General features: G+C 67.7%; 18 protein-coding genes. 7 read left to right on the top strand and 11 right to left on the bottom strand.

Annotated elements, in window-relative coordinates:
* Positions 1 to 65: 65 nt before the first annotated feature.
* Positions 66 to 1121 carry a biotin synthase BioB gene (bioB, locus tag P7644_RS11435; protein WP_404299205.1) on the top strand — a complete coding sequence of 352 codons (1056 nt, stop codon included), beginning with the start codon at positions 66 to 68 and terminating at the stop codon, positions 1119 to 1121.
* A gap of 63 nt (positions 1122 to 1184) precedes the next feature.
* Here the strand turns inward: bioB and P7644_RS11430 are convergent, their stop codons facing one another.
* Positions 1185 to 2192 (bottom strand): Bug family tripartite tricarboxylate transporter substrate binding protein, encoded by a 1008-nt coding sequence (locus tag P7644_RS11430; RefSeq protein ID WP_404299204.1) that lies wholly within the window; start codon positions 2190 to 2192, stop codon positions 1185 to 1187.
* Positions 2193 to 2297: 105 nt separating this feature from the next.
* Between P7644_RS11430 and P7644_RS11425 the strand changes: the two genes are divergently transcribed.
* The 3 genes from P7644_RS11425 to P7644_RS11415 are packed head-to-tail and all read left to right on the top strand — an operon-like array spanning position 2298 to position 5309.
* Positions 2298 to 2969, top strand: a complete 672-nt coding sequence (locus P7644_RS11425; protein WP_404299202.1) for a response regulator — start codon at positions 2298 to 2300, stop codon at positions 2967 to 2969.
* Positions 2944 to 4341, top strand: coding sequence for a sensor histidine kinase (locus tag P7644_RS11420; protein WP_404299200.1), 1398 nt, complete (start codon positions 2944 to 2946; stop codon positions 4339 to 4341). Before P7644_RS11425 ends, P7644_RS11420 begins: the two co-directional genes overlap by 26 nt.
* On the top strand, positions 4338 to 5309 hold the full coding sequence (locus P7644_RS11415) for a tripartite tricarboxylate transporter substrate binding protein (RefSeq protein ID WP_404303186.1): 972 nt from the start codon (positions 4338 to 4340) through the stop codon (positions 5307 to 5309). The genes P7644_RS11420 and P7644_RS11415 overlap by 4 nt, the downstream gene beginning before the upstream one ends.
* Before the next feature lie 6 nt (positions 5310 to 5315).
* Here the strand turns inward: P7644_RS11415 and P7644_RS11410 are convergent, their stop codons facing one another.
* The 7 genes from P7644_RS11410 to P7644_RS11380 form a co-directional block, all read right to left on the bottom strand.
* Positions 5316 to 5762 carry an OsmC family protein gene (locus tag P7644_RS11410; protein ID WP_404299198.1) on the bottom strand — a complete coding sequence of 149 codons (447 nt, stop codon included), beginning with the start codon at positions 5760 to 5762 and terminating at the stop codon, positions 5316 to 5318.
* 24 nt (positions 5763 to 5786) lie between these two features.
* Positions 5787 to 5996, bottom strand: coding sequence for a DUF2892 domain-containing protein (locus tag P7644_RS11405; protein ID WP_404299195.1), 210 nt, complete (start codon positions 5994 to 5996; stop codon positions 5787 to 5789).
* Between the two features lie 34 nt (positions 5997 to 6030).
* Positions 6031 to 7164 carry an NAD(P)/FAD-dependent oxidoreductase gene (locus tag P7644_RS11400; RefSeq protein WP_404299193.1) on the bottom strand — a complete coding sequence of 378 codons (1134 nt, stop codon included), beginning with the start codon at positions 7162 to 7164 and terminating at the stop codon, positions 6031 to 6033.
* 57 nt (positions 7165 to 7221) lie between these two features.
* Complete coding sequence (locus P7644_RS11395) at positions 7222 to 8499, bottom strand: NAD(P)/FAD-dependent oxidoreductase (RefSeq protein ID WP_404299191.1); 1278 nt, start codon at positions 8497 to 8499, stop codon at positions 7222 to 7224.
* A 54-nt stretch (positions 8500 to 8553) separates the two neighbouring features.
* Entirely contained in the window at positions 8554 to 9906 is a 1353-nt protein-coding gene (locus tag P7644_RS11390) for a TolC family outer membrane protein (protein WP_404299189.1), read from the bottom strand.
* A 68-nt stretch (positions 9907 to 9974) separates the two neighbouring features.
* On the bottom strand, positions 9975 to 13193 hold the full coding sequence (locus P7644_RS11385) for an efflux RND transporter permease subunit (RefSeq protein WP_404299187.1): 3219 nt from the start codon (positions 13191 to 13193) through the stop codon (positions 9975 to 9977).
* 1 nt (position 13194) lies between these two features.
* On the bottom strand, positions 13195 to 14226 hold the full coding sequence (locus P7644_RS11380) for an efflux RND transporter periplasmic adaptor subunit (RefSeq protein WP_404299185.1): 1032 nt from the start codon (positions 14224 to 14226) through the stop codon (positions 13195 to 13197).
* 106 nt (positions 14227 to 14332) lie between these two features.
* Between P7644_RS11380 and P7644_RS11375 the strand changes: the two genes are divergently transcribed.
* From P7644_RS11375 to P7644_RS11365, 3 genes are all read left to right on the top strand, one after another.
* Positions 14333 to 14671 carry an ArsR/SmtB family transcription factor gene (locus tag P7644_RS11375; RefSeq protein ID WP_404299183.1) on the top strand — a complete coding sequence of 113 codons (339 nt, stop codon included), beginning with the start codon at positions 14333 to 14335 and terminating at the stop codon, positions 14669 to 14671.
* 158 nt (positions 14672 to 14829) lie between these two features.
* Entirely contained in the window at positions 14830 to 16359 is a 1530-nt protein-coding gene (locus tag P7644_RS11370) for a thymidine phosphorylase family protein (protein WP_404303185.1), read from the top strand.
* Positions 16360 to 16361: 2 nt separating this feature from the next.
* Positions 16362 to 17303 carry a ribose-phosphate diphosphokinase gene (locus P7644_RS11365; RefSeq protein ID WP_404299180.1) on the top strand — a complete coding sequence of 314 codons (942 nt, stop codon included), beginning with the start codon at positions 16362 to 16364 and terminating at the stop codon, positions 17301 to 17303.
* A 318-nt stretch (positions 17304 to 17621) separates the two neighbouring features.
* On the opposite strand, the gene P7644_RS11360 is transcribed toward P7644_RS11365, so the two are convergent.
* The 3 genes from P7644_RS11360 to P7644_RS11350 are packed head-to-tail and all read right to left on the bottom strand — an operon-like array spanning position 17622 to position 20590.
* On the bottom strand, positions 17622 to 18341 hold the full coding sequence (locus P7644_RS11360) for an anaerobic ribonucleoside-triphosphate reductase activating protein (protein ID WP_404299178.1): 720 nt from the start codon (positions 18339 to 18341) through the stop codon (positions 17622 to 17624).
* Positions 18341 to 18532 (bottom strand): anaerobic ribonucleoside-triphosphate reductase, encoded by a 192-nt coding sequence (gene nrdD / locus P7644_RS11355; protein ID WP_404299176.1) that lies wholly within the window; start codon positions 18530 to 18532, stop codon positions 18341 to 18343. The genes P7644_RS11360 and nrdD overlap by 1 nt, the downstream gene beginning before the upstream one ends.
* Positions 18533 to 18568: 36 nt before the next feature.
* Positions 18569 to 20590, bottom strand: coding sequence for a ribonucleoside triphosphate reductase (locus tag P7644_RS11350; RefSeq protein ID WP_404299174.1), 2022 nt, complete (start codon positions 20588 to 20590; stop codon positions 18569 to 18571).
* Positions 20591 to 20751: the final 161 nt, after the last annotated feature.

The raw sequence follows: 20751 nt of genomic DNA, 5'->3' as shown, positions 1-20751 counted from the left end.
CAGCACCGGCCGCCCTTCACACAATCGCAACCGCTTTGCAGCCCGGCTGCGTTTTGGAGTGATGAATGACCACGATTGCCCTGGCCGATGCGCCAACCCCCCTGTCCCATGTGCAGCCCAGCCCCGGGCCTGCGGCACCTGTGCGCTGGAGCGTGCAGGCGGTGCAGGATCTGCTGGATCGCCCCTTTATGGACCTGCTCTGGCAGGCGCAGGCGGTGCACCGCCTGCATTGGCCGGAGGGAGACATTGAGCTGGCCAGCCTGCTCTCGGTAAAGACCGGGGGCTGCGCGGAAAACTGCGGTTACTGCCCCCAGTCAAGCCATTTCGATACCGGCGTACCGGCGCAAAAGCTGATGGACGTGCAGGAGGTGCGCAGCGCCGCCCAGGCGGCCAAGCAGGCCGGCGCCACGCGCTTTTGCATGGGCGCGGCCTGGCGCGCACCCAAGGACCGCGACATCGAAAAAATGGCCGAGCTGATCCGCGCGGTGCGGGGCCTGGGCCTGCAGACCTGCGCCACGCTGGGCATGCTGCAGGCGCACCAGGCGCAGGCGCTGAAAGACGCCGGGCTGGACTACTACAACCACAACCTGGATACCGCGCCCGAGTACTACCAGGACGTGGTCAGCACGCGCAGCTACCAGGACCGGCTCGACACCCTGCAGCATGTGCGCGCCGCGGGCATCAGCGTGTGCTGCGGCGGCATCATCGGCATGGGCGAGGCGCCGGTGCACCGCGCCGGGCTGATTGCGCAGCTGGCCAACCTCGACCCGTACCCGGAATCCGTGCCCATCAACAGCCTGGTGCCCGTGCCCGGCACACCGCTGGCCGATAGCGCGCCCGTGGACCCGCTGGACTTCGTGCGCGTGATTGCGGTGGCGCGCATCACCATGCCCAAGGCGCGCGTGCGCCTGTCCGCCGGGCGCCAGCAGCTGGGCGATGCCGTGCAGGCGCTGTGCTTTCTGGCCGGCGCGAATTCCATCTTCTATGGCGACAAGCTGCTGGTGACGGGCAACCCGGATGTGCAGGCCGATGTGCAATTGCTCGCCAAGCTGGGCCTGAATGGCATGCGCACGCCCGCGCCCGCGCATGTACCCGAGGATGCATGCTGCGACGCTACTTGATTCATAGCTGCCTGCGCTTGCTGGATGCGCGATAAAGGCCTATTCGGCTTGTATCCGTGTGGATCAGCCCATCCCCTCGGGCCGGATTTGCGCGCGCTCGATCACCGGCTTCCAGCGTGCCTGCTCGGCCTTGATGAAGGCGTCGAACTCGGCGCTGGTATTGCCTACGGCCAGGGCTGTCTCCTGCGCCAGCTTCTCCTTGACCAGGGTGCTGCGCGCGGCCTTGACGGCCTCGGCCTCCAGCTTGGCCAGGTGTGCCTTGGGCCATTTGCTCGGCGCGATCAGGCCGTACCACTGCGTCATCTCGAAGTCCTTGAAACCCTGCTCGGCCACCGTGGGCACGTCGGGCATCTGTGGCAGGCGCTGGGTGGTGCCGGTGGCGATGCAGCGCAGCTTGCCCGACTTGATGAACGGCAGCAGCGCGGGCGCGCCCACCGAGGCGGCCTGCAGGCGCCCGGCCATCAGGTCGGTGAGCATCGGGCCCGTGCCGCGGTAGGGTACATGCAGCATGAAGGTGCCGCTGACCATCTTCAGGTACTCGAACGCCAGGTGCCCGGCGCTGCCGTTGCCCGCGCTACCGTAGTTGAGCTGGCCGGGCTTGCCCTTCACGTAGGCGATGAATTCCTTGAGGTTCTTCACCGGCAGGTCCGGGTGCACCACGTAGAGGCTGGGCACCTTGGACAGCAGCGTGATCGGCGCGAAGTCGCGGTTGGCGTCGTAGGGCAGCTTGGGGAAGATGAAGGGGTTCACGGCCAGCGTGCCGATGTGGCCCAGGATCAGCGTGTGCTCGTCGGTGCTGCTCGCCACTTCCTGCATGGCGATGTTGCCGGCCGCGCCGGGCTTGTTGTCCACGAACACGTTCTGGCCGATGGTCTTGGCCATCTCGGCCGCCGCGGCGCGGGCCACGATCTCCGAGCTGCCGCCGGGCGCGAACGGCACCACCAGGCGCAGCGGCTTGGTGGGCCAGGCGGCCTGGGCGCGCGCCTGGGGTAGCCACAGCGACGTGGCGGCGGCCGCGCCGCCCGCCAGCAGCTGGCGGCGCTTGAGGGAACTCATCAGGGATGGGTGCATGGTGTGTCTCCGGCGGAAAAACATGGGTTAGCGCGCGATGGTGCACGGCGCAACCTATCAGTTACCTTTCAGGTGCGCAGAGCGCGGCCACCGATAATCCGCGCCATGCGCATCCTGCTGGCCGAAGACGAACGACCGCTGGGCGAGTGGCTGGCCAAGGCCCTCGAACAGGGCGGCTGCCGCGTGGACTGGTGCGACGACGGCCGCCTGGTGGAGCGCGCGCTGGCCGAACGCGACTACGACGCCCTGGTGCTGGACCTGGGCCTGCCCGGGCGCGACGGCGCCAGCATCCTGCGCCGGCTGCGCACGCGCGACGAGCGCATCCCCGTGCTGGTGCTCACGGCGCGCGACACGCTGGGCGACAAGGTACGCAGCCTCAACGAGGGCGCAGACGACTTCCTGGCCAAGCCCTTCGAGCTGGCCGAGCTGGAGGCGCGCCTCACGGCCCTGGTGCGGCGCGCCCGCGGCAGCGAACACCCGCGCCTGGCCTGCGGCCCGCTGCAGTTTGACACCGTGACGCGCCAGTTCACGCTCGGCACCGAGCTGCTTTCGCTGTCGCCGCGCGAGCATGCGCTGCTCAAGGCGCTGGTGCAGCGCAGCGGCGAGCCGCTGTCGCGCCAGCAGGCCATGGACCGCGTGTTCGGCGACGACGAGGACGTGCAGACCAGCGTCATCGACGTGCTGCTGCACCGCCTGCGCAAGCGCCTGGAGGGCAGCGGCGTGCGCATCCACACCTACCGGGGGCTCGGCTATGTCCTGGAACTGGACAGGCCCTAGCACTAGGCAGCGCCTGCTCGCGCTGCTGCTGCCGGCCATGACGCTGATGGCGGCGGCGGGTCTGTGGTTCACGCGCGAGGACGCCATAGCCTCCACCAACGCGGCCTACGACCGCTCGCTGCTCGGCGCCATCAAGTCGCTGGACCTGAATGTGTCCACCGCCTCGGGCGGCCTGTCCGTGGAGCTGCCCTACCGGCTGTTCGAGTTCTTCCAGCTCACCGCCAAGGGCAGTGTGTACTTTCGCGTGGCCACCGCCGACGGCCTGGTGGAGCTGGGCAACCCCGACCTGCCCGCGCCCCCCTCGGCGCTGCGGCCGGGCCAGCCGGTGTTCTACGATGCGCGCTACTTTGGCGAGAACGTGCGTGTCGGCGCCTTCATGCGCGCGCTCGACGCGGCGCCCGAGGGCAGCGACAGCCAGTACCTGGTCATCCAGGTGGCCGAGGGTACGGCCTCGCGCGCGCAGTTCACCGCCGGCTTCGTGCGCCGCGCCGCGCTGCGCGACCTGCTGCTGCTGGCCGTGCTGCTGGCCAGCGTAGTGGCCGTGCTGGGCGTGGCACTGCGGCCCATCACGCGGCTGGCGGCGCAGACCCGGGCGCGCGCGCCCGACGACCTGCGCCCCATCGAAACCGACGGCCTGCCGCGCGACATCGAGCCCCTGGTGGCGGCCGTGAACCAGCAGATGGAGCGCACGCGCCAGCTCATGGACGAGCGCCAGAGTTTCGTGGACGACGCCTCGCACCAGCTGCACACGCCCCTGGCCACGCTGCGCGCGCAGCTCGACTACGCCCTGCGCGAGCCCGATGCCGCGCGCCAGCGCCTGGCGCTGCAGGCGCTTTCGGCCGCGCTCGCCGACGCCATCCGCGCCACCAACCAGCTGCTGGCGCTGGCGCGCAGCAACACGGCCCAGGCGCTGGTGGAGCCCGTGGACCTGGCGCAGCTGGCGCGCGACGTGGCCGTGGAACTGCTGCCTCTGGCGCGCACACATGGCGTGGATTTGGGCGTGGACCTGGGCGTGGAGGGCGATGCCTCCGAGGCCTGGGCCAGTGGCGACCGCGAGCTGCTGCGCCAAGCGCTGCTGAACATCACCCACAACGCCATCGAGCACGGACGCGAGCATGGCGTGGTGACCCTGACGGCCGGCGCCGACACCCAGGGCTGGCACCTGCGCGTGGTGGACGACGGGCCCGGCATGCCGCCCGAGCTGGCGGGCCGGGCCGGCGAGCGCTTTGCCAAGGGGCGCAAGAGCCGCGGCTCGGGCCTGGGCCTGGCCATCGCGCGCTCGGCCATCGGGCGCCACGGCGGCGCGCTGCGCCTGGAGCCTGCCCCGGGCGGGCAGGGCGCCTGCGTCACCCTGTGGTGGCCGCGCGCATGAAGGCCGGGCTGCTGCTGCGGGTGCTGCTGGCCTGGCTGCTGCTGGCCTGCGGCGCCGCGGCGCAGACCGGCCCGCGCTGCATCGCGCCGGCCAAGCCCGGCGGCGGGTTCGACCTGACCTGCCAGGCGCTGGGCCGCCTGCTGCACGCCTCGGGCCAGCTCGCGCAGCCGCTGCCCACGGTCTACCAGCCCGGCGGCATCGGCGCGCTGGCGTTCAAGAGCAGCATCATCCAGCGGCCGGGTGACGGCCAGGCGCTGGTGGCGTTCTCGTCGGGTTCGCTGCTGAACCTGGCCCAGGGGCGCTTCGGCCCTTACGACGAGCGCAGTGTGCGCTGGCTGGCCGGCATGGGCATGGACTACGGCGTGATCGCCGTGCGCCAGGACGCGCCCTACCGCACGCTGCCCGCCCTGGTGCAGGCGCTGCGCGCGCAGCCGGCTCGCGTGGTGTTCGGCGCCGGCGGCTCCATCGGCAGCCAGGACTGGATGAAGGCCGCGTTGCTGGCGCGCGCGGCCGGCGTGGGCCACAAGGAAATGCGCTTCGTGGCCTTCGAGGGCGGCGGCGAGGCCCTGGCGGCCCTGGTGGGCGGCCATGTGCAGGTGGTGCCCGGCGACGCGGCCGAGGTGGCGCGGCAGATTGACCAGGGTGCGCCCATCCGCATCCTGGCGCTGCTCGCGCCGCAGCGCCTGCCGGGCCGCTGGGCGCGCACGCCCACGGCGCGCGAGCAGGGACTGGACATCGACTGGCCCATCCTGCGCGGCGTGTACCTGGGGCCCGGCGTCGGCGAGCGGGACTACCTCCACTGGGCGGGCCTGCTGGAGCGCGCCATGCAGCATCCCGCGGCGGCGCAGGAGCTGGAGCAGTTCGGCCTGCAGCCCATCGCGCTCACGGGCGCGGCGCTGGACGCCGCCGTGCGGCGCCAGATGGACGGCTACCGGCGCCTGGCGCGCGATTTCGGCGTCATGCGTTAACAGGCCCTACTTGAGCACGCTTCCCTCGGCGTCGATCACCTGCACGGCGATCGGTATGCCCTGGCCCACGCTCTGCGTGACGGTGCAGAAGGACTCGAACTGCCCCAGCACCCGCTCCAGATGCTGCAGCTGGCCTGCGGGCACGCCCAGGCGCAGGGTGGCGTGCATCTGCAGGATGCGCAGGCGCCCCTCGGCGTTGCGGCCCACCTCGGCCTGCACGGTGGCGTGCAGGGGCTCGGGCTGCTGCTTGAACTTGCGCAGCGCGAACAGCAGCGAGTCGCTCAAACAATTGCCCACCGCCGCGCACAGCAGCTGCACCGGCGACGGCCCCTGGCCCGAGCCCAGCGGCGCGGGCTCGTCGGTGTGCAGCGCCGGCACGTCGGCGCCAAAGCGGTTCTCGAAGCGGTAGTCGGCAAGCTGGACCAGTTCCACGGTCACGAGTTCGTTGTTCATGCATTGATCCTTGTCAGCATGGCCTCAGCAGCCGGACTGGATGCCCAGCTTGCGCAGGATGTTTTCCAGCATGCACCATTGGGTGAAGCCGCTTTGCAGCAGGTTGGCACCCACGAAGGCGGTGAAGGCCAGCCACCACTGGCTGGCGAAGATCGGGCTGCCGGGTATGCCCAGCGCCAGGCTCAGCAGTATGAAGGTGCCGGCGATGATGCGCACGAGTCGCCAAGAGGTCATGGTGGTTCTCCTTTGAAAAAACGATAGGGATCGGTCAGCGGTACTGGCGCAGGTAGCGCGCCTCGAAGGCGCGCTTGGCCCAGTGAAAGACGCGTGAGGTGGGCAGCACGACATTGCGCCGCGAAGTGCGCAGCACCAGCGTGCCGCCGTCAATGGAATCGATGATGCAGGCCAGTTCTGCTTCAAAACCCGCCGTCTGGGGCCGGCCGGCCAGGCCGTCGAGCAGGTTTTGCGCCGCAGCGGCGGCCTGCAGGTCGGCCATGTGGGCCTGCTTGGGCATCCAGTCGGGGCCGGGGAAGCTGCCCGAGTCGCCCACCACGTACGCGTGCAGCCAGCCCTCTATGCGGCATTGCGCATCCGCGCGGATCAGGCCGCCGGGCGAGCGGGGCAGGGTGGTCTGGTCGAACCAGGCGTTGCCCGTCATGCCGGGCATGAACAGAATCAGGTCGGCCGCTATCTCGCCGCCCTCGGTCACCACCTTGTCAGCTTCAAAGCGCAGCATCTTGTGGCCCAGTTGGGTGGTGATGCCGCGGCGCGCCATCTCGGCCAGCAGATGCTGCACGGCCTTGGTGCCCAGGCGGTTGCCGGGCTCCTGGCTGGGGTTGAAGAAGACCAGCTTGAAACGCGCGCGCCGGCCCTCGCGACGCAGTTGGGTGTCGATGCCGAAGAGGAATTCGAACATCGGCCCGCCGCGCACGGCCTGGGGTTCCTGCGGGTTGGCGGCAAAGCCCACGGCGATGGTGCCGCCCTGCAGGGCGCGCAACCGGTCGCGGATTTGTTCGGCCGCGGCAATGCCTTCGCAGGGGGTGATGGCGTGCTCGATACCGGGCAGCTTCTTGATGAAGCGCCCGCCGGTGGCGATCACCAGCGCATCGTTCCGGACGACGCCGGCCGAGGTGTGCACGGTGCGGCCGTCCTGCGACAGGCCGCTCACCTCGGCCGCAAGGTGGCGCACCCGCATGCGCTCGAAGAAGGGGGCGAGCGGCACGATGAGCTGCTCGCGCGTGCGCAGGCCGCTGGGAATCCAGATGATGCCTGGCAGGTAGTGCAGCTCGGCCCGCGGCGACACCAGCGTGATGTCGGCGCCGGGATCGCGCTTGCGCAGCTCGCGCACGGTGGACAGCGCGCCAAAGCCGGCGCCCAGGACCGTGATGCCGGAAGAATTCATTAAAACCGCCTGAAACGTTGATGAATAAAGCGCCTGAAGCTATCTATAGATGAGCAATCAGGGTTTCTCCAGCCGCTCTATGCCCAGCGCCTTGAGCACATGCTTTTCATACACCGGCTCGGCCGTGCCGTGCTTCATCTTGTAGAGGAAGTACTTCTCGAACGCGAGCTTGGCCAGGTGCACCCATTTGCCCTTCTTGAACCAGTTGACGTTGCGCGGCGGGATCTGCGGCAGGGCGACGAAGGCCGCGCCCGTATCGCCCATGTCGGCCAGGCAGATGGCATTCCAGGTGGCCTTGGCGTCGGCGGGCTGGCCCGCCAGCTCGGCGGCGATGTTGTGCACGATGGCCGAGACCATGGTTTCGATCATGTAGCCGGTCTTGGGCGCGCCCGTGGGCACGGGCGTGACCTCGACGGGCGGTATGGCCACACACACGCCGGCCGAGAAGATGTTGCGGTACTTCTTGCTGCGCTGATGCTCGTCAATGAGCACGAAGCCGCGCGGGTTGCACAGGCCGTCAACGGCGGCCACGGCATCCACGCCCTTGAAGGCGGGCAGCATCATGCCGTACTTGAAGGGCAGCTCGTGCTCCTTCTTCGGCTGGCCGGCCTCGTCCATCTCGGTGACGAACATCTTGCCGGCCTCCACGCGCGTGGTCTTGGCGTTGGTGATCCACTTGATGTCCATGCCGCGCAGCTCGCTCTCCAGCATGGTCTTGGAGTCGCCCACGCCGCCCAGGCCCATGTGGCCGATGTAGGGCTCGCTGGTCACGAAGGTCAGCGGCACCTTGTGGCGCAGCTTGCGTCGCTGCAGGTCCTTGTTGAAGATGAAGGCGAATTCGTACGCCGGGCCAAAGCAGGACGCGCCCGGCATGGCGCCGATGACGGCCGGCCCCGGATCCTGCAGGAAGGCCTGGTAGTCGGCCCAGGCCTTCTCGGCATGGTCCACGGTGCAGATCGACTGCGTGTGGCCCGCGACGGGGCCGGCACCCGGCACCTCGTCGAAGGACAGCTTGGGGCCGGTGGTGATGATCAGGTAGTCGTAGGCGACGCGCTCGCCGTTGGCCAGCTCCAGGGCATTGCCCTCGGCGTCGATGCGCTGAACACGCTGGGCTATGAAGTCGATGCCTTTTTTCTCCAGGCTGGGCGCAATGGGCAGGGTGGTGTCCTTGCGCTGGCGCCAGCCCACGGCCACCCAGGGGTTGGAGGGCACGAACTGGAAGTAGTCCACCGCATTCACCACGGTGATGCGGTGCGCCGCGTCCAGCGTTGCACGCAGCTCGTAGGCCGCGGGCATGCCGCCCGTGCCTGCGCCAATGATCACGATATGGGCCATGGTCGTCTCCTCGTCGGTGATGGTGAAACGGTGGTGCTGAATCGGCGGTCGATCTCAGGGCGCCAATGCCTGGCCGGCCTGGCGCAGCTCGCTTTCGTCGAGCCGCCCGGCCAGCTGCGCCAGCTGCAGCCGGTGCAGCAGCAGCGCGCTGCGCGCCTGTGCCAACGCCAGGCGCGTGCCGGCGGCGTCGTTGTCGGCGTGCAGCACGTCGAGCAGGGTGCGGTGGCCGACCTCGTAGCCGGTGCGCGTGGCGTCCTGGCGCAGCTGCGCGGAGACCAGCGCCTCCTGCAGCGCCTGCACGCGCTGGGCGCCGGCCTGCAGGCCCAGCCAGGCGGCATGCACCTGGCGCGCCACCTGCTCGCGCGTGGCGTCCAGCTGGGCCTGGGCCTGGTTCCACTGGGCCAGGCTTTCCTCTTCCTTGGCCGAGCGGTAGCCGCCGGTGTACAGCGGCACGGTGAGCTGCACGCCCAGCATGGCGTTGGTCTGTTTGTTGCGCGCGCCACTGCCGTAGTCACCGCTACCGGACAGGCGGTCCTGGCCGGCCTGCGCCACCAGGTCGAGCTTGGGGGCGGCGCCGGCGCGGTGCTTGTCGGCCTCGGTGCGAGCCAGATCGGCGGCCAGTTGCTGCAGGCGTATGCCTGGGTTGCCGGCTGCCGCCTGTTCCTGCCACAGGGCCAGCGCCTGCTCTGGCGGCTGGAGGGCACCAGGCAGGTGCGCCTGCAGGCTGGCCGCAGGCAGGCCGGTGGCGTCGGCGAGCTGGCGGCGCTGGATGTCCAGGTCGGTCTGCGCGGCCAGGCGCCGGGCCTGTAGCTGCGCCTGCTGGGCCTTGGCCTCGTGCACGGCGGTGATCGGTGCCGAGCCGATGTCGAAGCGGTCTTGCGCTTCGGCCGCGGCCTTGCGCACGGCATCGAGCTGGCCGTCGAGCACGCGCAGCGCCTCCTGCGCCACGGCCAGGTCCAGGTAGCGCTGGGCGGTGCGCAGCATGGCGGCCTGCTGCGCGGCCAGCCACTGCAGATCGCCCATGTCGGCCTGCAGGTTCAGCTGCTGCTGCTGGGCGCGGCGCTCGAGGTTGTAGAGCGGCTGGCTGGCCTGCAGGGCGACGCGCGTGGCCGTGCCGCCGGTGATCGAGGTGCCGAAGTTCACGCCGCTGCTCGTGCCCATGCCGGGGGCGCTGAACTGGGCGCCGCGCATCTGGCTCTCGCCATGGCCCCAGCCGGCTGCCGCTGTTAGCCCAACGCCGGGGCGCCACAGGGCGCTGGCCTGCTTGCGCTGCGGATCGGCCGTCGCGTGCGCGGCGCGGGCCACGGCCAGCTCGCGGTCATGCAGCTCGGCGGCCTGCCAGGCCTGCAGCAGATCGGTGGCGTGGGCCGCCGGTGCGATGAGCAGGGCAAGCGCGACGACTTTCAAGCCAAATATGACTCCAAGGCGCTCTGGATAAGCGCTGGCAGCTATCTTTTTATTCATTGAACCGCTCCTTACCCGCGCACCACGTCCACGCGGTGGCGATAGGCCATGAAATACAGGATGGGGATGACCACCAGCGTAAGCACGGTGGAGACGGCGATGCCAAAGATCAGCGAGATCGCCAGGCCGTTGAAGATCGGGTCGTCCAGGATGAAGAACGCCCCCAGCATGGCTGCCAGCCCGGTGAGCATGATGGGCTGGGCGCGGGTGATGGCCGACTGCACGACGGCCTGCTTGAACTCCATGCCCGAGCGCACCTGCAGGCGTATGAAGTCCACCAGCAGGATGGAGTTGCGCACGATGATGCCGGCCAGCGCGATCATGCCGATCATGCTGGTGGCGGTGTACTGCGCGCCCAGGATGGCGTGGCCGGGCATGACGCCGATGATGGTGAGCGGGATCGGCGCCATGATGATCAGCGGCGTGAGGTAGGAGCCGAAGTGCGCCACGACCAGCAGGTAGATCAGGATCAGGCCCACGCCATAGGCCGCGCCCATGTCGCGGAAGGTCTCGTAGGTGATCTGCCACTCGCCATCCCACTTCAGGCTGTAGCCGCGATAGGGGTCGCTGGGCGGGCGGATGAAATACTCCTCGACCCTGCCGCCATCGGGCGCGGTGATCTCGGCTATCGCCTTGCGCGCGGCGAACATGCCGTACAGCGGGCTGTCCACCTTGCCCGCCATGTCGGCCACGACCAGGTTCACCGGCAGCAGATCCTTGTGGTAGATGGGCTGCTCGCGCAGGCTGTCGCTGATGGTGACCAGCTCGCGGAGCGGCACCGTGCTCCCCTGGCTGGTGCGCACGGGCAGTTGCAGCAGCGCATCAAGGTTGCCATGCTGGTCGGCGGGCAGCTGCAGCAGCACCGGCGTGGGGTACTTGCTCGCGTCGCGCAGCCAGGTGGCGTTTTCGCCCGCCAGGCCGGCGTGCAGGGCGGAAACGATGGCGGCCTGCGGCACGCCCATCAGCGCGGACTTGCGCCGGTCCACCAGCACCAGCTTCCTCGGCGCATCGGCGATGGCGCTGTCGTCCAGGTCCACGATGCCCTCTGTTTTTTGTAGCGCGGCACGCACTTCCTTGGCCACTTGGCGCCGTCCTGCGGCATCGGGGCCGTAGATCTCGGCGACGATGGGAGCGAGCACGGGCGGGCCGGGCGGTACCTCCACCACCTTCACGTTCGCGCCCATGCGCCGGCCGATTTCCTGCAGGGCAGGGCGCACGCGCATGGCGATCGCATGGCTCTGGTCCTTGCGCGCGTGCTTGTCCAGCAGGTTGACCTGCAGGTCGCCCACCTCGCCGCCGCTCCTCAGGTCGTACTGGCGCACCAGGCCGTTGAAGTTGATGGGGCCGGCGGTGCCGGCGTAGGCCTGGTAGTCGGTGACTTCGGGCACGGTGGCCAGGTGGGCGCCCAGCTCGTGCAGCACGGCGGCCGTGGCCTCGGGTGGCGTGCCCGCGGGCATGTCCACGACGACCTGGAACTCGCTCTTGTTGTCGAATGGCAGCATCTTCAGCTGCACCCAGCCCAGCACCGGCAGCACCAGCGAGACGGCGATCAGGCCTGCCACGGCCAGGCCCAGTAGGCCGCGGTTGCGCCGGCCCGTGCGCTCGTCAAGCAGCGGGCGGAAGATGCGCTCGAACGCCGGCGCGAGCCTTGCCGCCAGGCCCGTGTGCTCCTTGGCCTGGCCGCCATGGCCCTTCATCCACAGCCGCGCCAGCCAGGGCGTGACGGTGAAGGCCACGGCCAGCGAAATCAACATGCCCATGCTGGCATTGATGGGGATGGGCGCCATGTATGGCCCCATCAGCCCGCTGACGAAGGCCATGGGCAGCAGCGCGGCGATCACCGTGAAGGTGGCGAGGATGGTCGGACCGCCCACTTCATCGACCGCGCCGGGGATGAGCTGGGCCAGGGTTTTTTCGGGGTACAGCGCCTGGTGGCGGTGGATGTTCTCGACCACCACGATGGCGTCGTCCACCAGGATGCCGATGGAGAAGATCAGCGCAAACAGCGACACGCGGTTCAGTGTGAAGCCCCAGGCCCAGGAGGCGAACAGCGTGGCCGCCAGCGTCAGGCCCACGGCCACGCCGACGATCAGCGCCTCGCGCCGGCCTAGGGCGACAAACACCAGTGCGACGACAGAGACGGTGGCAAACAGCAGCTTCTGGATCAGCTTCTGCGCCTTGTCGTTGGCCGTGGCGCCGTAGTCGCGCGTCTCGGCCACCTGCACGTCGGCCGGAATCACCGTGCCGCGCAGCTCATCGACGCGCTGCATCACCGCGCGCGCCACGTCGATGGCATTGGCGCCCGCCTTCTTGGTGATGGCCAGCGTCACCGCCGGGTACTCAATCGCCTGGCCGTCCTTGACCTGCCCGTACCAGACATAGCGCGTGGCGGGCGGCGGGCCATCCTCCAGACTGGCCACGTCCTTCAGGAACACCGGCTTGCCGCCGCGGCTGCTGACGACAATGTCGGCCACCTCCTGCGCATGCGCGAGGAACGGCCCGGCCTCGATGGCCACGGAGCGGTTGCCCGACAGCAGCTCGCCCACGGGCAGGCCCATGTTGGCCGACTGCAGGGCCTGGCGCAGCTCATCGACGGTGACGCCCCGGCCCGCCATGCGCGCCGCATCCAGCTCCACGCGCACCGCGCGCCCCGGGCCGCCCACGGTGGCCACGGTGCGCGTGCCGGGCACGCGCATCAGCTCGGCCTCCATGCTGTGGGACACGCGCTCCAGTGCGAACGCGCCCTGGTTCTGCTCGTGGCTGTACAGCGTCAGCGTGACCACGGGCACGTCGTCGATGCCCTTGGGGCGGATGATGGGCTCCAGCGCCCCCAGGCCGCGCGGCAGCCAGTCGGCGTTGCTGCGCAGCGTGTCATGCAGGCGCACCAGCGCATCGTTGCGCTGCACGCCCACCTTGAATTGCACCGTGAGCACCGCCACGCCGGGGCGCGACACGGAGGTCACATGCTCCACACCCAGCATCTGCGACAGCACCTGCTCGGCCGGCGTGGCGATCATCTGCTCCACATCGGCCACCGACGCGCCGGGGAAGGGCACGATGACGTTGGCCATGGTCACGTCTATCTGCGGCTCCTCCTCGCGCGGCGTGACCAGCACGGCAAACAGGCCCAGCAGCAGCGCCAGCAGCGCCAGCAGCGGCGTGATTCTCTCCGCTTGGAAGGCCTGGGCGATGCGGCCCGAGATGCCCAGGGAATGCTTCTGGCTGTCCATGTCAGCGCACCTTGGCCGCGGCCTGTGGTTCAAGCGCCACCTGGTCGCCTGCGCCGAGGCCGCTCAGGACTTCGACCAGCTCGCCCTTTGCGTCCGCCGGTGGCCCCAGGCGCACCTGGCGCAGCCGAGGCTTGCCGTCCTGGCCTTGCACATAAACGCCCGTCATCTCGGCGCGGCGCACCACGGCCTGGGCGGGCACCAGCACGCGCTGGCTGGCATCAGCCGCGCCGCCCTGCCACCACAGGCGCGCAAACATGCCGGGCACGGCGCGCACATCGGCAGGCAGCTGCACGCGCACGGGGACGGTGTGGCTCAAGGGGTCGGCCGTGGGCAGCACCTGGACCTGGGACGCGGCAATGGCCAGGCGCCGGTCAGTGAGCTCGACTTGCACACCGCCGCCGGCGCGCAATTGGCGCACCTGCTCCTCGGTGAGCTGCGCCGTCACGCGCAGGGCTGCAGGGTCGTACAGCGCCACCAAGGGCCGGCCCGGCATGGCCATGTCGCCCAGATTCGCGGGGACGCTGGCAACCACGCCGGAATAGGGCGCCTTCACGCTGTGCAGGCCGGTTTGCGTGGCCGCCACGCCCGCCTGCGCCTGCAACGCGGCCACCTGGGCCTGGGTCGCACGCCACTGCGCCTCGGCGCTGTCGAGCGCGGCCTGGCTGATGTAGCGCTTGGCAAACAGTTGCTTCTGGCGCTCATATTCCTTGCCCGCCAGGTGCAAGCTCGCTTGTGCGGCCGCCACCTGCGCGTTGCTGGCGGCGGCGCCCTGGCTGGCCATGCGCGCATCGATGCGCGTCAGCTCCTGGCCGGCCTTGACCTGGTCACCGGCCTTGACGGGCAGGGCCACGATAGCGCCCGGCACCTGGGCCGACAGCAACGTCTCGCGCACCGCCTCCACCTTGGCATCGCTGCTGCCCCAGCCAGCCTGGGTAGCGCCCTGTACTTGGTAGTAGGACAGTGCAGGGGTCGGCTCCGCGGCCTGGATGCCCGGCACGGCAAGAAAGGCTACGAGCCACAGGAAGCGTTGCATGGTGTTTTCCCTTCTCCGGCACAGCATGGTTCGATCAATTATTTAATTAATCAGCTAATTAGTCAATAATGTATCATCTCATCCACTGCATGGACTGGAACGCGCAATGAAGGAACTGCCCCCCGAGGCCCTGGAACAAGTGGCCGCCTATTTCCAGGTGCTGGCCGAGCCCACGCGCCTGCGCATTCTCAACCTGCTGCGCCAAGGCGAGCACAACGTCGGCGAACTGGCGCAGGCCTGTGGCTACACGGCGGCAAACATCTCACGGCACCTGTCGTTGATGACCAAGCAGGGCATCGTCGCGCGCGAGAGCCGCGGCACGTCCGTGTACTACCGCCTCACGGACGAATCGGTGGACGCCCTATGCGATCTGGTCTGCGGCAACATCGCGCGCCGGCTGGAGCAGGCCAGTGCGACCCACAGCGCGTTTCGCGCCAGGCTCTGAATAAGGGGTGCCGCGTGCAACCCACAGGGCGTCTTAGCCGGGTAAATTTCGTCCAACCCGTTGTAGCCTTTAGCGATATGCAAGCCAATAAACCCCCAGGCGAGAAGTCAGCGGCAAGTGGCGCGGAGGGCGACAAACACGCCGCCCTTGACTCGCGCCTGGCTGTACGCCGGGTGGCCATCGACACCTGGCGTGAAAACGTGGCCTATCTCCATCGCGACTGCTCCGTTTACCGCGCCGAGGGGTTTCAGGCGCTCTCCAAGATTGAGGTCCGCGTCAACGGACAGCACATCCTGGCCACGGTCAACGTGGTCGACGACGCATCGATCGTCGAATGCAATGAGCTGGGTTTGTCGGAAGATGCATTTGCCCAACTCGGGCTGGAAAACGGCCAGACGGTGACCGTGTCGCCGGCAGAGCAGCCGGCCTCGATGGGCGCGCTGTTTCGCAAGATCGATGGCGAGCGTCTCGGGCGCGAGGACTTTCTCGCGATCGTGAACGATATCGCGGGCCACCACTATTCCAAGATCGAGCTCACGGCTTTCGTGGTGGCCTGCAACCGCGGTGAACTGGACCGCGAGGAGGTTTTCTTTCTGTCCGATGCCATGGTTGCCTCAGGCCAGCGGCTGGACTGGCACGAGCCGCTCGTGGTCGACAAGCATTGCATCGGCGGTATTCCGGGCAACCGCACCTCCATGCTGGTCGTCCCCATCGTGGCAGCGCATGGCATGCTGTGCCCCAAGACTTCGTCGCGCGCCATCACCTCGCCCGCGGGCACGGCCGACACCATGGAGGTGCTGGCCAATGTCGAGTTGCCGCTGGAGCAGCTGTCCGAGATCGTGCGCGACCACCGGGGCTGCCTGGCCTGGGGCGGGACGGCACAGCTCGCGCCGGCCGACGATGTGCTGATTTCGGTGGAGCGGCCGCTGTCCATCGATTCACCGGGACAGATGGTGGCGTCCATCCTGTCCAAAAAGATTGCGGCCGGTTCGACCCATCTCGTACTCGACATTCCCATCGGTCCGTCGGCCAAGGTGCGCTCCATGCCCGAGGCGCAGCGCTTGCGCCGCTTGTTCGAATATGTGGCGCACCGCATGGGGCTGTCGCTCGATGTGGTCATCACCGACGGCCGCCAGCCCGTGGGCAATGGCATCGGCCCGGTGCTGGAAGCGCGCGACGTGATGCGCGTGCTCGAAAACGATCCCCGCGCACCGATCGACCTGCGTCAAAAAGCCTTGCGCCTGGCCGGCCGTCTGATTGAATGCAACCCCGACGTGCGCGGAGGCGACGGATATGGCATTGCGCGCGACATTCTCGATTCCGGCCGCGCGCTGGCGCGCATGCAGGCCATCATCGCTGCCCAGGGAAGCAAAAATTTCGACCACAACAACCCGCAACTCGGCTCCTTGAGCTTCGAGGCTCTTGCCCCGTTCGCGGGCGTCGTGGCCGGCATAGACAACTTGCAGATCGCCCGCATCGCTCGGCTGGCCGGTGCGCCCAAGGTGCAGGGGGCAGGGGTCGATTTGCTGCGCAAATTGGGCGATGCGGTGGAGCAGGGCGATGTGCTGTACCGTGTCTATGCGGGCTATGGCGCTGATCTGGAGTTCGCCCGCCAGGCCTGCAGCCGCTCCAATGCCTACCGGATCGGCGCCATCGGCGACGTGCCGCGGGTGTTCGTGGAGTTCTGAGCATGCCTTCATCTCAAGTCTTGGCAAGGGAGACCTGCCTGCTGTACTTTGACGATGAGCAGGCGGCGGCTCAGCGCCTGGCCGCAGCCACCGGATTGCCGGCGCAGCCGGTCGCGCGACACCGCTTTCCGGACGGTGAGCTCAAGCTCACGCTGCCGGTGGATGGATCGGGCAGCTTGCCCGCGAACGCCGTGCTGCTGCGCAGCCTGCACCAGCCCAACGAAAAACTCGTCGAACTGCTGCTGGCGGCCGAGGCCGCGCGCGGCCTGGGCGTGCGGCATCTCACGCTGGTGGCGCCCTACCTGGCCTATATGCGCCAGGACATCGCCTTCCAGCCTGGCGAGGCGGTGAGCCAGCGCATCGTCGGCCGGTTCCTGGCAGGCCTGTTTGACCGGCTCATCACCGTGGATCCCCATCTGCATCGCGTCCCCGGCTTGCAAGACGCCGTGCCCGCTGCACGGGCCGACGTGGTGAGCGCCGCACCGTTGCTGGCCGACTGGATCGCCCGGCAACGCCCGGGTGCCATGCTGGTGGGGCCGGATGGCGAATCGGCCCAGTGGGTGGCGCAGGCGGCCGCACGCCATGGCTTTGATCACGCTGTGTGCACCAAGCTGCGGCACGGTGACCGCAGCGTGAGCATTGCGCTTCCCCCCGTCAGCGTGCAGGGCCGCTGCGTGGTGCTGCTCGACGATATGGCCAGCACCGGACATACTCTTGCACAGGCCGCGCACCTGCTGATGGCCGCAGGCGCCGCTTCGGTGGATGTGGCCGTCACCCATGCGCTGATCGACGACGCCTCGCTCCATGCCCTGCATCAGGCGGGGGTGGGCCAGTTCTGGAGCACCGACTGCGTGGACCACCCGAGCAATGTCGTTTCCATGGCCCCGGTATTGGCCCAGGCGCTGGGTTGTGCTGCGCAGATGCAGGTTTGCCAGCAGGGGTGATCTCAGTTCCGATGCAAAGTCGGGTAAAGGCGCCGTCGACCCGCTCCAAACTCCTAACGAATGGAATTCGGGTTGGGTAGGACTGTTACCCCCCGCGTCAGAATAGTTGTCCCCTCCATAAAACCAAGAACTCCGGGGGGTGGCGATGAAGGACAGAAGTGGCTCGATACGGACAAGCATTCAAGGACAACGTCAACCAACATGGTTGCCGCCGGCAAGGCATCGCGAAAGACAGCCTATGCGACCTGGAGCCGGGATGCCATCGAGTAACAGCAAGTCTGAGAACGATGCCGGGCGCCAAGAAGAAGCCGGAGGGATTCAAGCCTGGCGTACCGAAAAGTGTTCAAACAAACCGGTCAACTGGCGCATCGCCGCAGGCGAGGGGTAATCCGGAACGATGGGGGCGGACTGCTGCGCTGTCGACCGTGCGATCTGCAGCACAAAGCGACGCGCCCCGCGCCGGACCAACCCTTGCGCCAGCTTGAGAAGCGCGGGTTCATCGAGCCATAGCGGATGGGCCGTGGTGCGGACTTCGTACGCGACACCGGAATCGAGTACCGCCTGCAGACAAGCGCCGGCGTGAATGCCACTTCCCCGTATGCCGGTGATGCCGTCATACACGGCCAGGTCGTCAAGCGGAGCCTTGATATCCAACCCGATCCAGTCCATGTCAGGCAGCAGGGCTTGCAGCCGCCTTGGATGGGTGCCGGCGGTGTGCAGGCCGATCGAAAAGCCGAGAGCGCGCACTTGCCCGATGGCCTGCCCCAGCATCGGATCGACGGTTGGCTCGCCGCCACTGAACACTACGCCATCGATGAGCCCCAGACGCCGTTCAAGCCAATCCAGCACATGCGCCCAGCGCATGGCCGTGCCGGCGCGGCGCTGCTGCAGGTGCGGGTTATGGCAATAGCCGCAGCGCAGCGGGCAGCCCTGAACATAGACCACCGCGCTTAGCCGTCCAGGAAAGTCGATGCTGGTGAATGGCGTGAGCCCGCCGACGCGAAGTTCGCGGGCCACGCCATCAAGGACGGAGCCCATCAGTGCGTCTTGTCGCAGCAGGATTCCCGGAAATGCAGGCGCTCTCCGAACTCACCTTGCTTGCCCACATTGAATGAGGCGACGGGGCGGTGATAGCCCATCACCCGCGTCCAGACCTCGCAGGGCTGGCGCTCCTCGTCGCGCAGCACCATCGGTTGTGCCTGGACTGCCGTGTTGGTCGGATGAGTCATGTGTAGCTCCTTTTCAGGGTTTGAGGACAGGAAGGTTCAGGCCATCTCTCGCTGCTTGCGAACGAGAATTTCTGCATCGCATTTCGGGCAGAACTCGTGATGTCCCGCGAGATAGCCATGCGTGGGACAAATGGAAAATGTGGGTGTGACGGTGATGTAGGGCAACCGAAAGCGCGTGAGCGAGCGCCGCACCAGATCGCGGCACGCCTGCGCGCTGGACAGGCGCTCGTTCATGTACAGGTGCAGCACCGTGCCGCCCGTGTATTTGCGCTGCAGGTCGTCCTGACGCTCCAGCGCCTCGAAGGGGTCGTCCGTGAAGCCGACCGGTAGCTGGGACGAGTTCGTGTAGTAAGGGTTCCTGGGCGTGCCGGCCTGGAGAATGCCGGGGAAGCGCTTGCGGTCTTCCTTGGCGAAGCGGTAGGTGGTGCCCTCTGCCGGCGTGGCTTCCAGGTTGTACATGTGACCGGTTTCTTCCTGGAACGCCACCATGCGTTCACGGACGTGATCGAGCAAACGCATGGCAAAGTCATGGCCCCACGGCGTGGTGATGTCGTGCTCATCCCGCGTGAAGTTGCGGACCATCTCGTTGATGCCATTGACGCCAAGGGTCGAGAAGTGATTGCGCAGCGTCCCCAGGTAGCGGCGGGTGTACGGAAACAGACCCTGGTCCATGAGGCGCTGGATCAGCTTGCGCTTGATCTCCAGGCTCTGCCTTCCCAGCTCCATCAAGGCGTCGATGCGCGCATACAGCGCGGCTTCGTTGCCGGCATGCACATGTCCGAGCCGCGCGCAGTTGATGGTCACGACGCCGAGTGACCCGGTCTGCTCCGCAGAGCCGAAGAGGCCGTTGCCGCGCTTGAGCAGCTCGCGCAGATCAAGCTGCAGCCGGCAGCACATGGAGCGGATCTGGTTCGGCTTCAGTTCCGAGTTGATGAAGTTCTGAAAATAGGGAAGACCGTAGCGGGCGGTCATCTCGAACAGCGCCAGCGCATTGGGGCTGTCCCAGTCGAAATCAGGGGTGATGTTGTAGGTGGGAATAGGGAAGGTGAACACGCGACCCTTGGCATCGCCCGCGGTCATCACGTCGATGTAGGCGCGATTGATCAGATCCATCTCTTCCTGCAATTCGCCATAGGCGAACGGCATTTCGTCGCCGCCAATCACGGGCACCTGCTCGCGCAGGTCCTCGGGACAGACCCAGTCGAAAGTGAGGTTGGTGAACGGCGTCTGCGTGCCCCAGCGCGACGGCACGTTGAGGTTGTAGATCAGCTCCTGCAGGCATTGGCGCACCTCGCCATAGCCCAGCCCATCCTTGCGCACGTAGGGCGCGAGATAGGTATCGAACGAGCTGAACGCCTGCGCGCCGGCCCATTCGTTCTGCATGGTGCCCAGAAAGTTGACGATCTGGCCAACGGCGCTCGACAGATGCCTGGGCGGCCCGGCCTCCACCTTGCCGGGAACGCCGTTCAGTCCTTCGTGGAGCAAGGTACGCAGCGACCAGCCTGCGCAATAGCCACTGAGCATGTCCAGGTCGTGGATATGGATGTCGGCCTCGCGGTGGGCTTGCCCCACCTCGTGCGGGTACACATGGTTGAGCCAATAGTTGGCGACCACCTTGCCCGATACGTTGAGAATCAGCCCGCCCAGCGAATACCCCTGGTTGGCGTTGGCGTTCACGCGCCAGTCGCTCTGTTGCAGGTATTCGTTCATGGACGCTTCCACATCGACCAGGCTCTTGCGCGCATCGCGCAGCTGGCGGTGCTGCTCGCGATAGACGATGTAGGCGCGCAGCGTGGCGCGGTGTCCGGAGTCAAACAGCGTGGCCTCCACGGCGTCCTGAATCTGCTCGATGTGAGGCGTGGCTCCGTCCAACGTGGCCAGGCGTGCAAGCACGCCGCCGTGCGTCAGCGCCTGCGCCACCGCGGCATCGAATTCACCGCTGACCGCCGCGGCCCGCGCCAGAGCCTCCGCAATCTTCTGCGCGTTGAAGACCGCCACTGCGCCGTGCCGTTTGATGACGTACCGAGGAGGGTTTGGCAGTTGGGTCTTTGAGGGCATAAAACGCTATGGGTAGTGGTTAGCTTTCATCATAAGCACTACCTATGGTGTTTTTCGTCATGACCTGGAAGTGAATTCCGATTCCCGCAATGCCCTAATCCAGATCAAACCCTGCCCCGTCTGGAGGGGGCTCCCAGTGCTTCTTTTGCGTTAACGCAAGG

The sequence above is a fragment of the Alicycliphilus denitrificans genome, assembly GCF_044792555.1.
In the GTDB taxonomy this organism is placed as follows: Bacteria; Pseudomonadota; Gammaproteobacteria; order Burkholderiales; family Burkholderiaceae_C; genus Alicycliphilus; species Alicycliphilus denitrificans_A.
This window is presented reverse-complemented; position numbering and strand designations above follow the sequence as displayed.

What these genes read in the sequence shown, in the direction of transcription:
- P7644_RS11380 (WP_404299185.1), bottom strand. Translation starts at nt 14,226, where the DNA reads ATGCAACGCTTCCTGTGGCTCGTAGCCTTTCTTGCCGTGCCGGGCATC.
- P7644_RS11395 (WP_404299191.1), bottom strand. Translation starts at nt 8,499, where the DNA reads ATGGCCCATATCGTGATCATTGGCGCAGGCACGGGCGGCATGCCCGCG.
- bioB (WP_404299205.1), top strand. Translation starts at nt 66, where the DNA reads ATGACCACGATTGCCCTGGCCGATGCGCCAACCCCCCTGTCCCATGTG.
- P7644_RS11405 (WP_404299195.1), bottom strand. Translation starts at nt 5,996, where the DNA reads ATGACCTCTTGGCGACTCGTGCGCATCATCGCCGGCACCTTCATACTG.
- P7644_RS11385 (WP_404299187.1), bottom strand. Translation starts at nt 13,193, where the DNA reads ATGGACAGCCAGAAGCATTCCCTGGGCATCTCGGGCCGCATCGCCCAG.
- nrdD (WP_404299176.1), bottom strand. Translation starts at nt 18,532, where the DNA reads ATGACTCATCCGACCAACACGGCAGTCCAGGCACAACCGATGGTGCTG.
- P7644_RS11375 (WP_404299183.1), top strand. Translation starts at nt 14,333, where the DNA reads ATGAAGGAACTGCCCCCCGAGGCCCTGGAACAAGTGGCCGCCTATTTC.
- P7644_RS11350 (WP_404299174.1), bottom strand. Translation starts at nt 20,590, where the DNA reads ATGCCCTCAAAGACCCAACTGCCAAACCCTCCTCGGTACGTCATCAAA.
- P7644_RS11365 (WP_404299180.1), top strand. Translation starts at nt 16,362, where the DNA reads ATGCCTTCATCTCAAGTCTTGGCAAGGGAGACCTGCCTGCTGTACTTT.
- P7644_RS11420 (WP_404299200.1), top strand. Translation starts at nt 2,944, where the DNA reads ATGTCCTGGAACTGGACAGGCCCTAGCACTAGGCAGCGCCTGCTCGCG.
- P7644_RS11410 (WP_404299198.1), bottom strand. Translation starts at nt 5,762, where the DNA reads ATGAACAACGAACTCGTGACCGTGGAACTGGTCCAGCTTGCCGACTAC.
- P7644_RS11425 (WP_404299202.1), top strand. Translation starts at nt 2,298, where the DNA reads ATGCGCATCCTGCTGGCCGAAGACGAACGACCGCTGGGCGAGTGGCTG.
- P7644_RS11415 (WP_404303186.1), top strand. Translation starts at nt 4,338, where the DNA reads ATGAAGGCCGGGCTGCTGCTGCGGGTGCTGCTGGCCTGGCTGCTGCTG.
- P7644_RS11430 (WP_404299204.1), bottom strand. Translation starts at nt 2,192, where the DNA reads ATGCACCCATCCCTGATGAGTTCCCTCAAGCGCCGCCAGCTGCTGGCG.
- P7644_RS11360 (WP_404299178.1), bottom strand. Translation starts at nt 18,341, where the DNA reads ATGGGCTCCGTCCTTGATGGCGTGGCCCGCGAACTTCGCGTCGGCGGG.
- P7644_RS11400 (WP_404299193.1), bottom strand. Translation starts at nt 7,164, where the DNA reads ATGAATTCTTCCGGCATCACGGTCCTGGGCGCCGGCTTTGGCGCGCTG.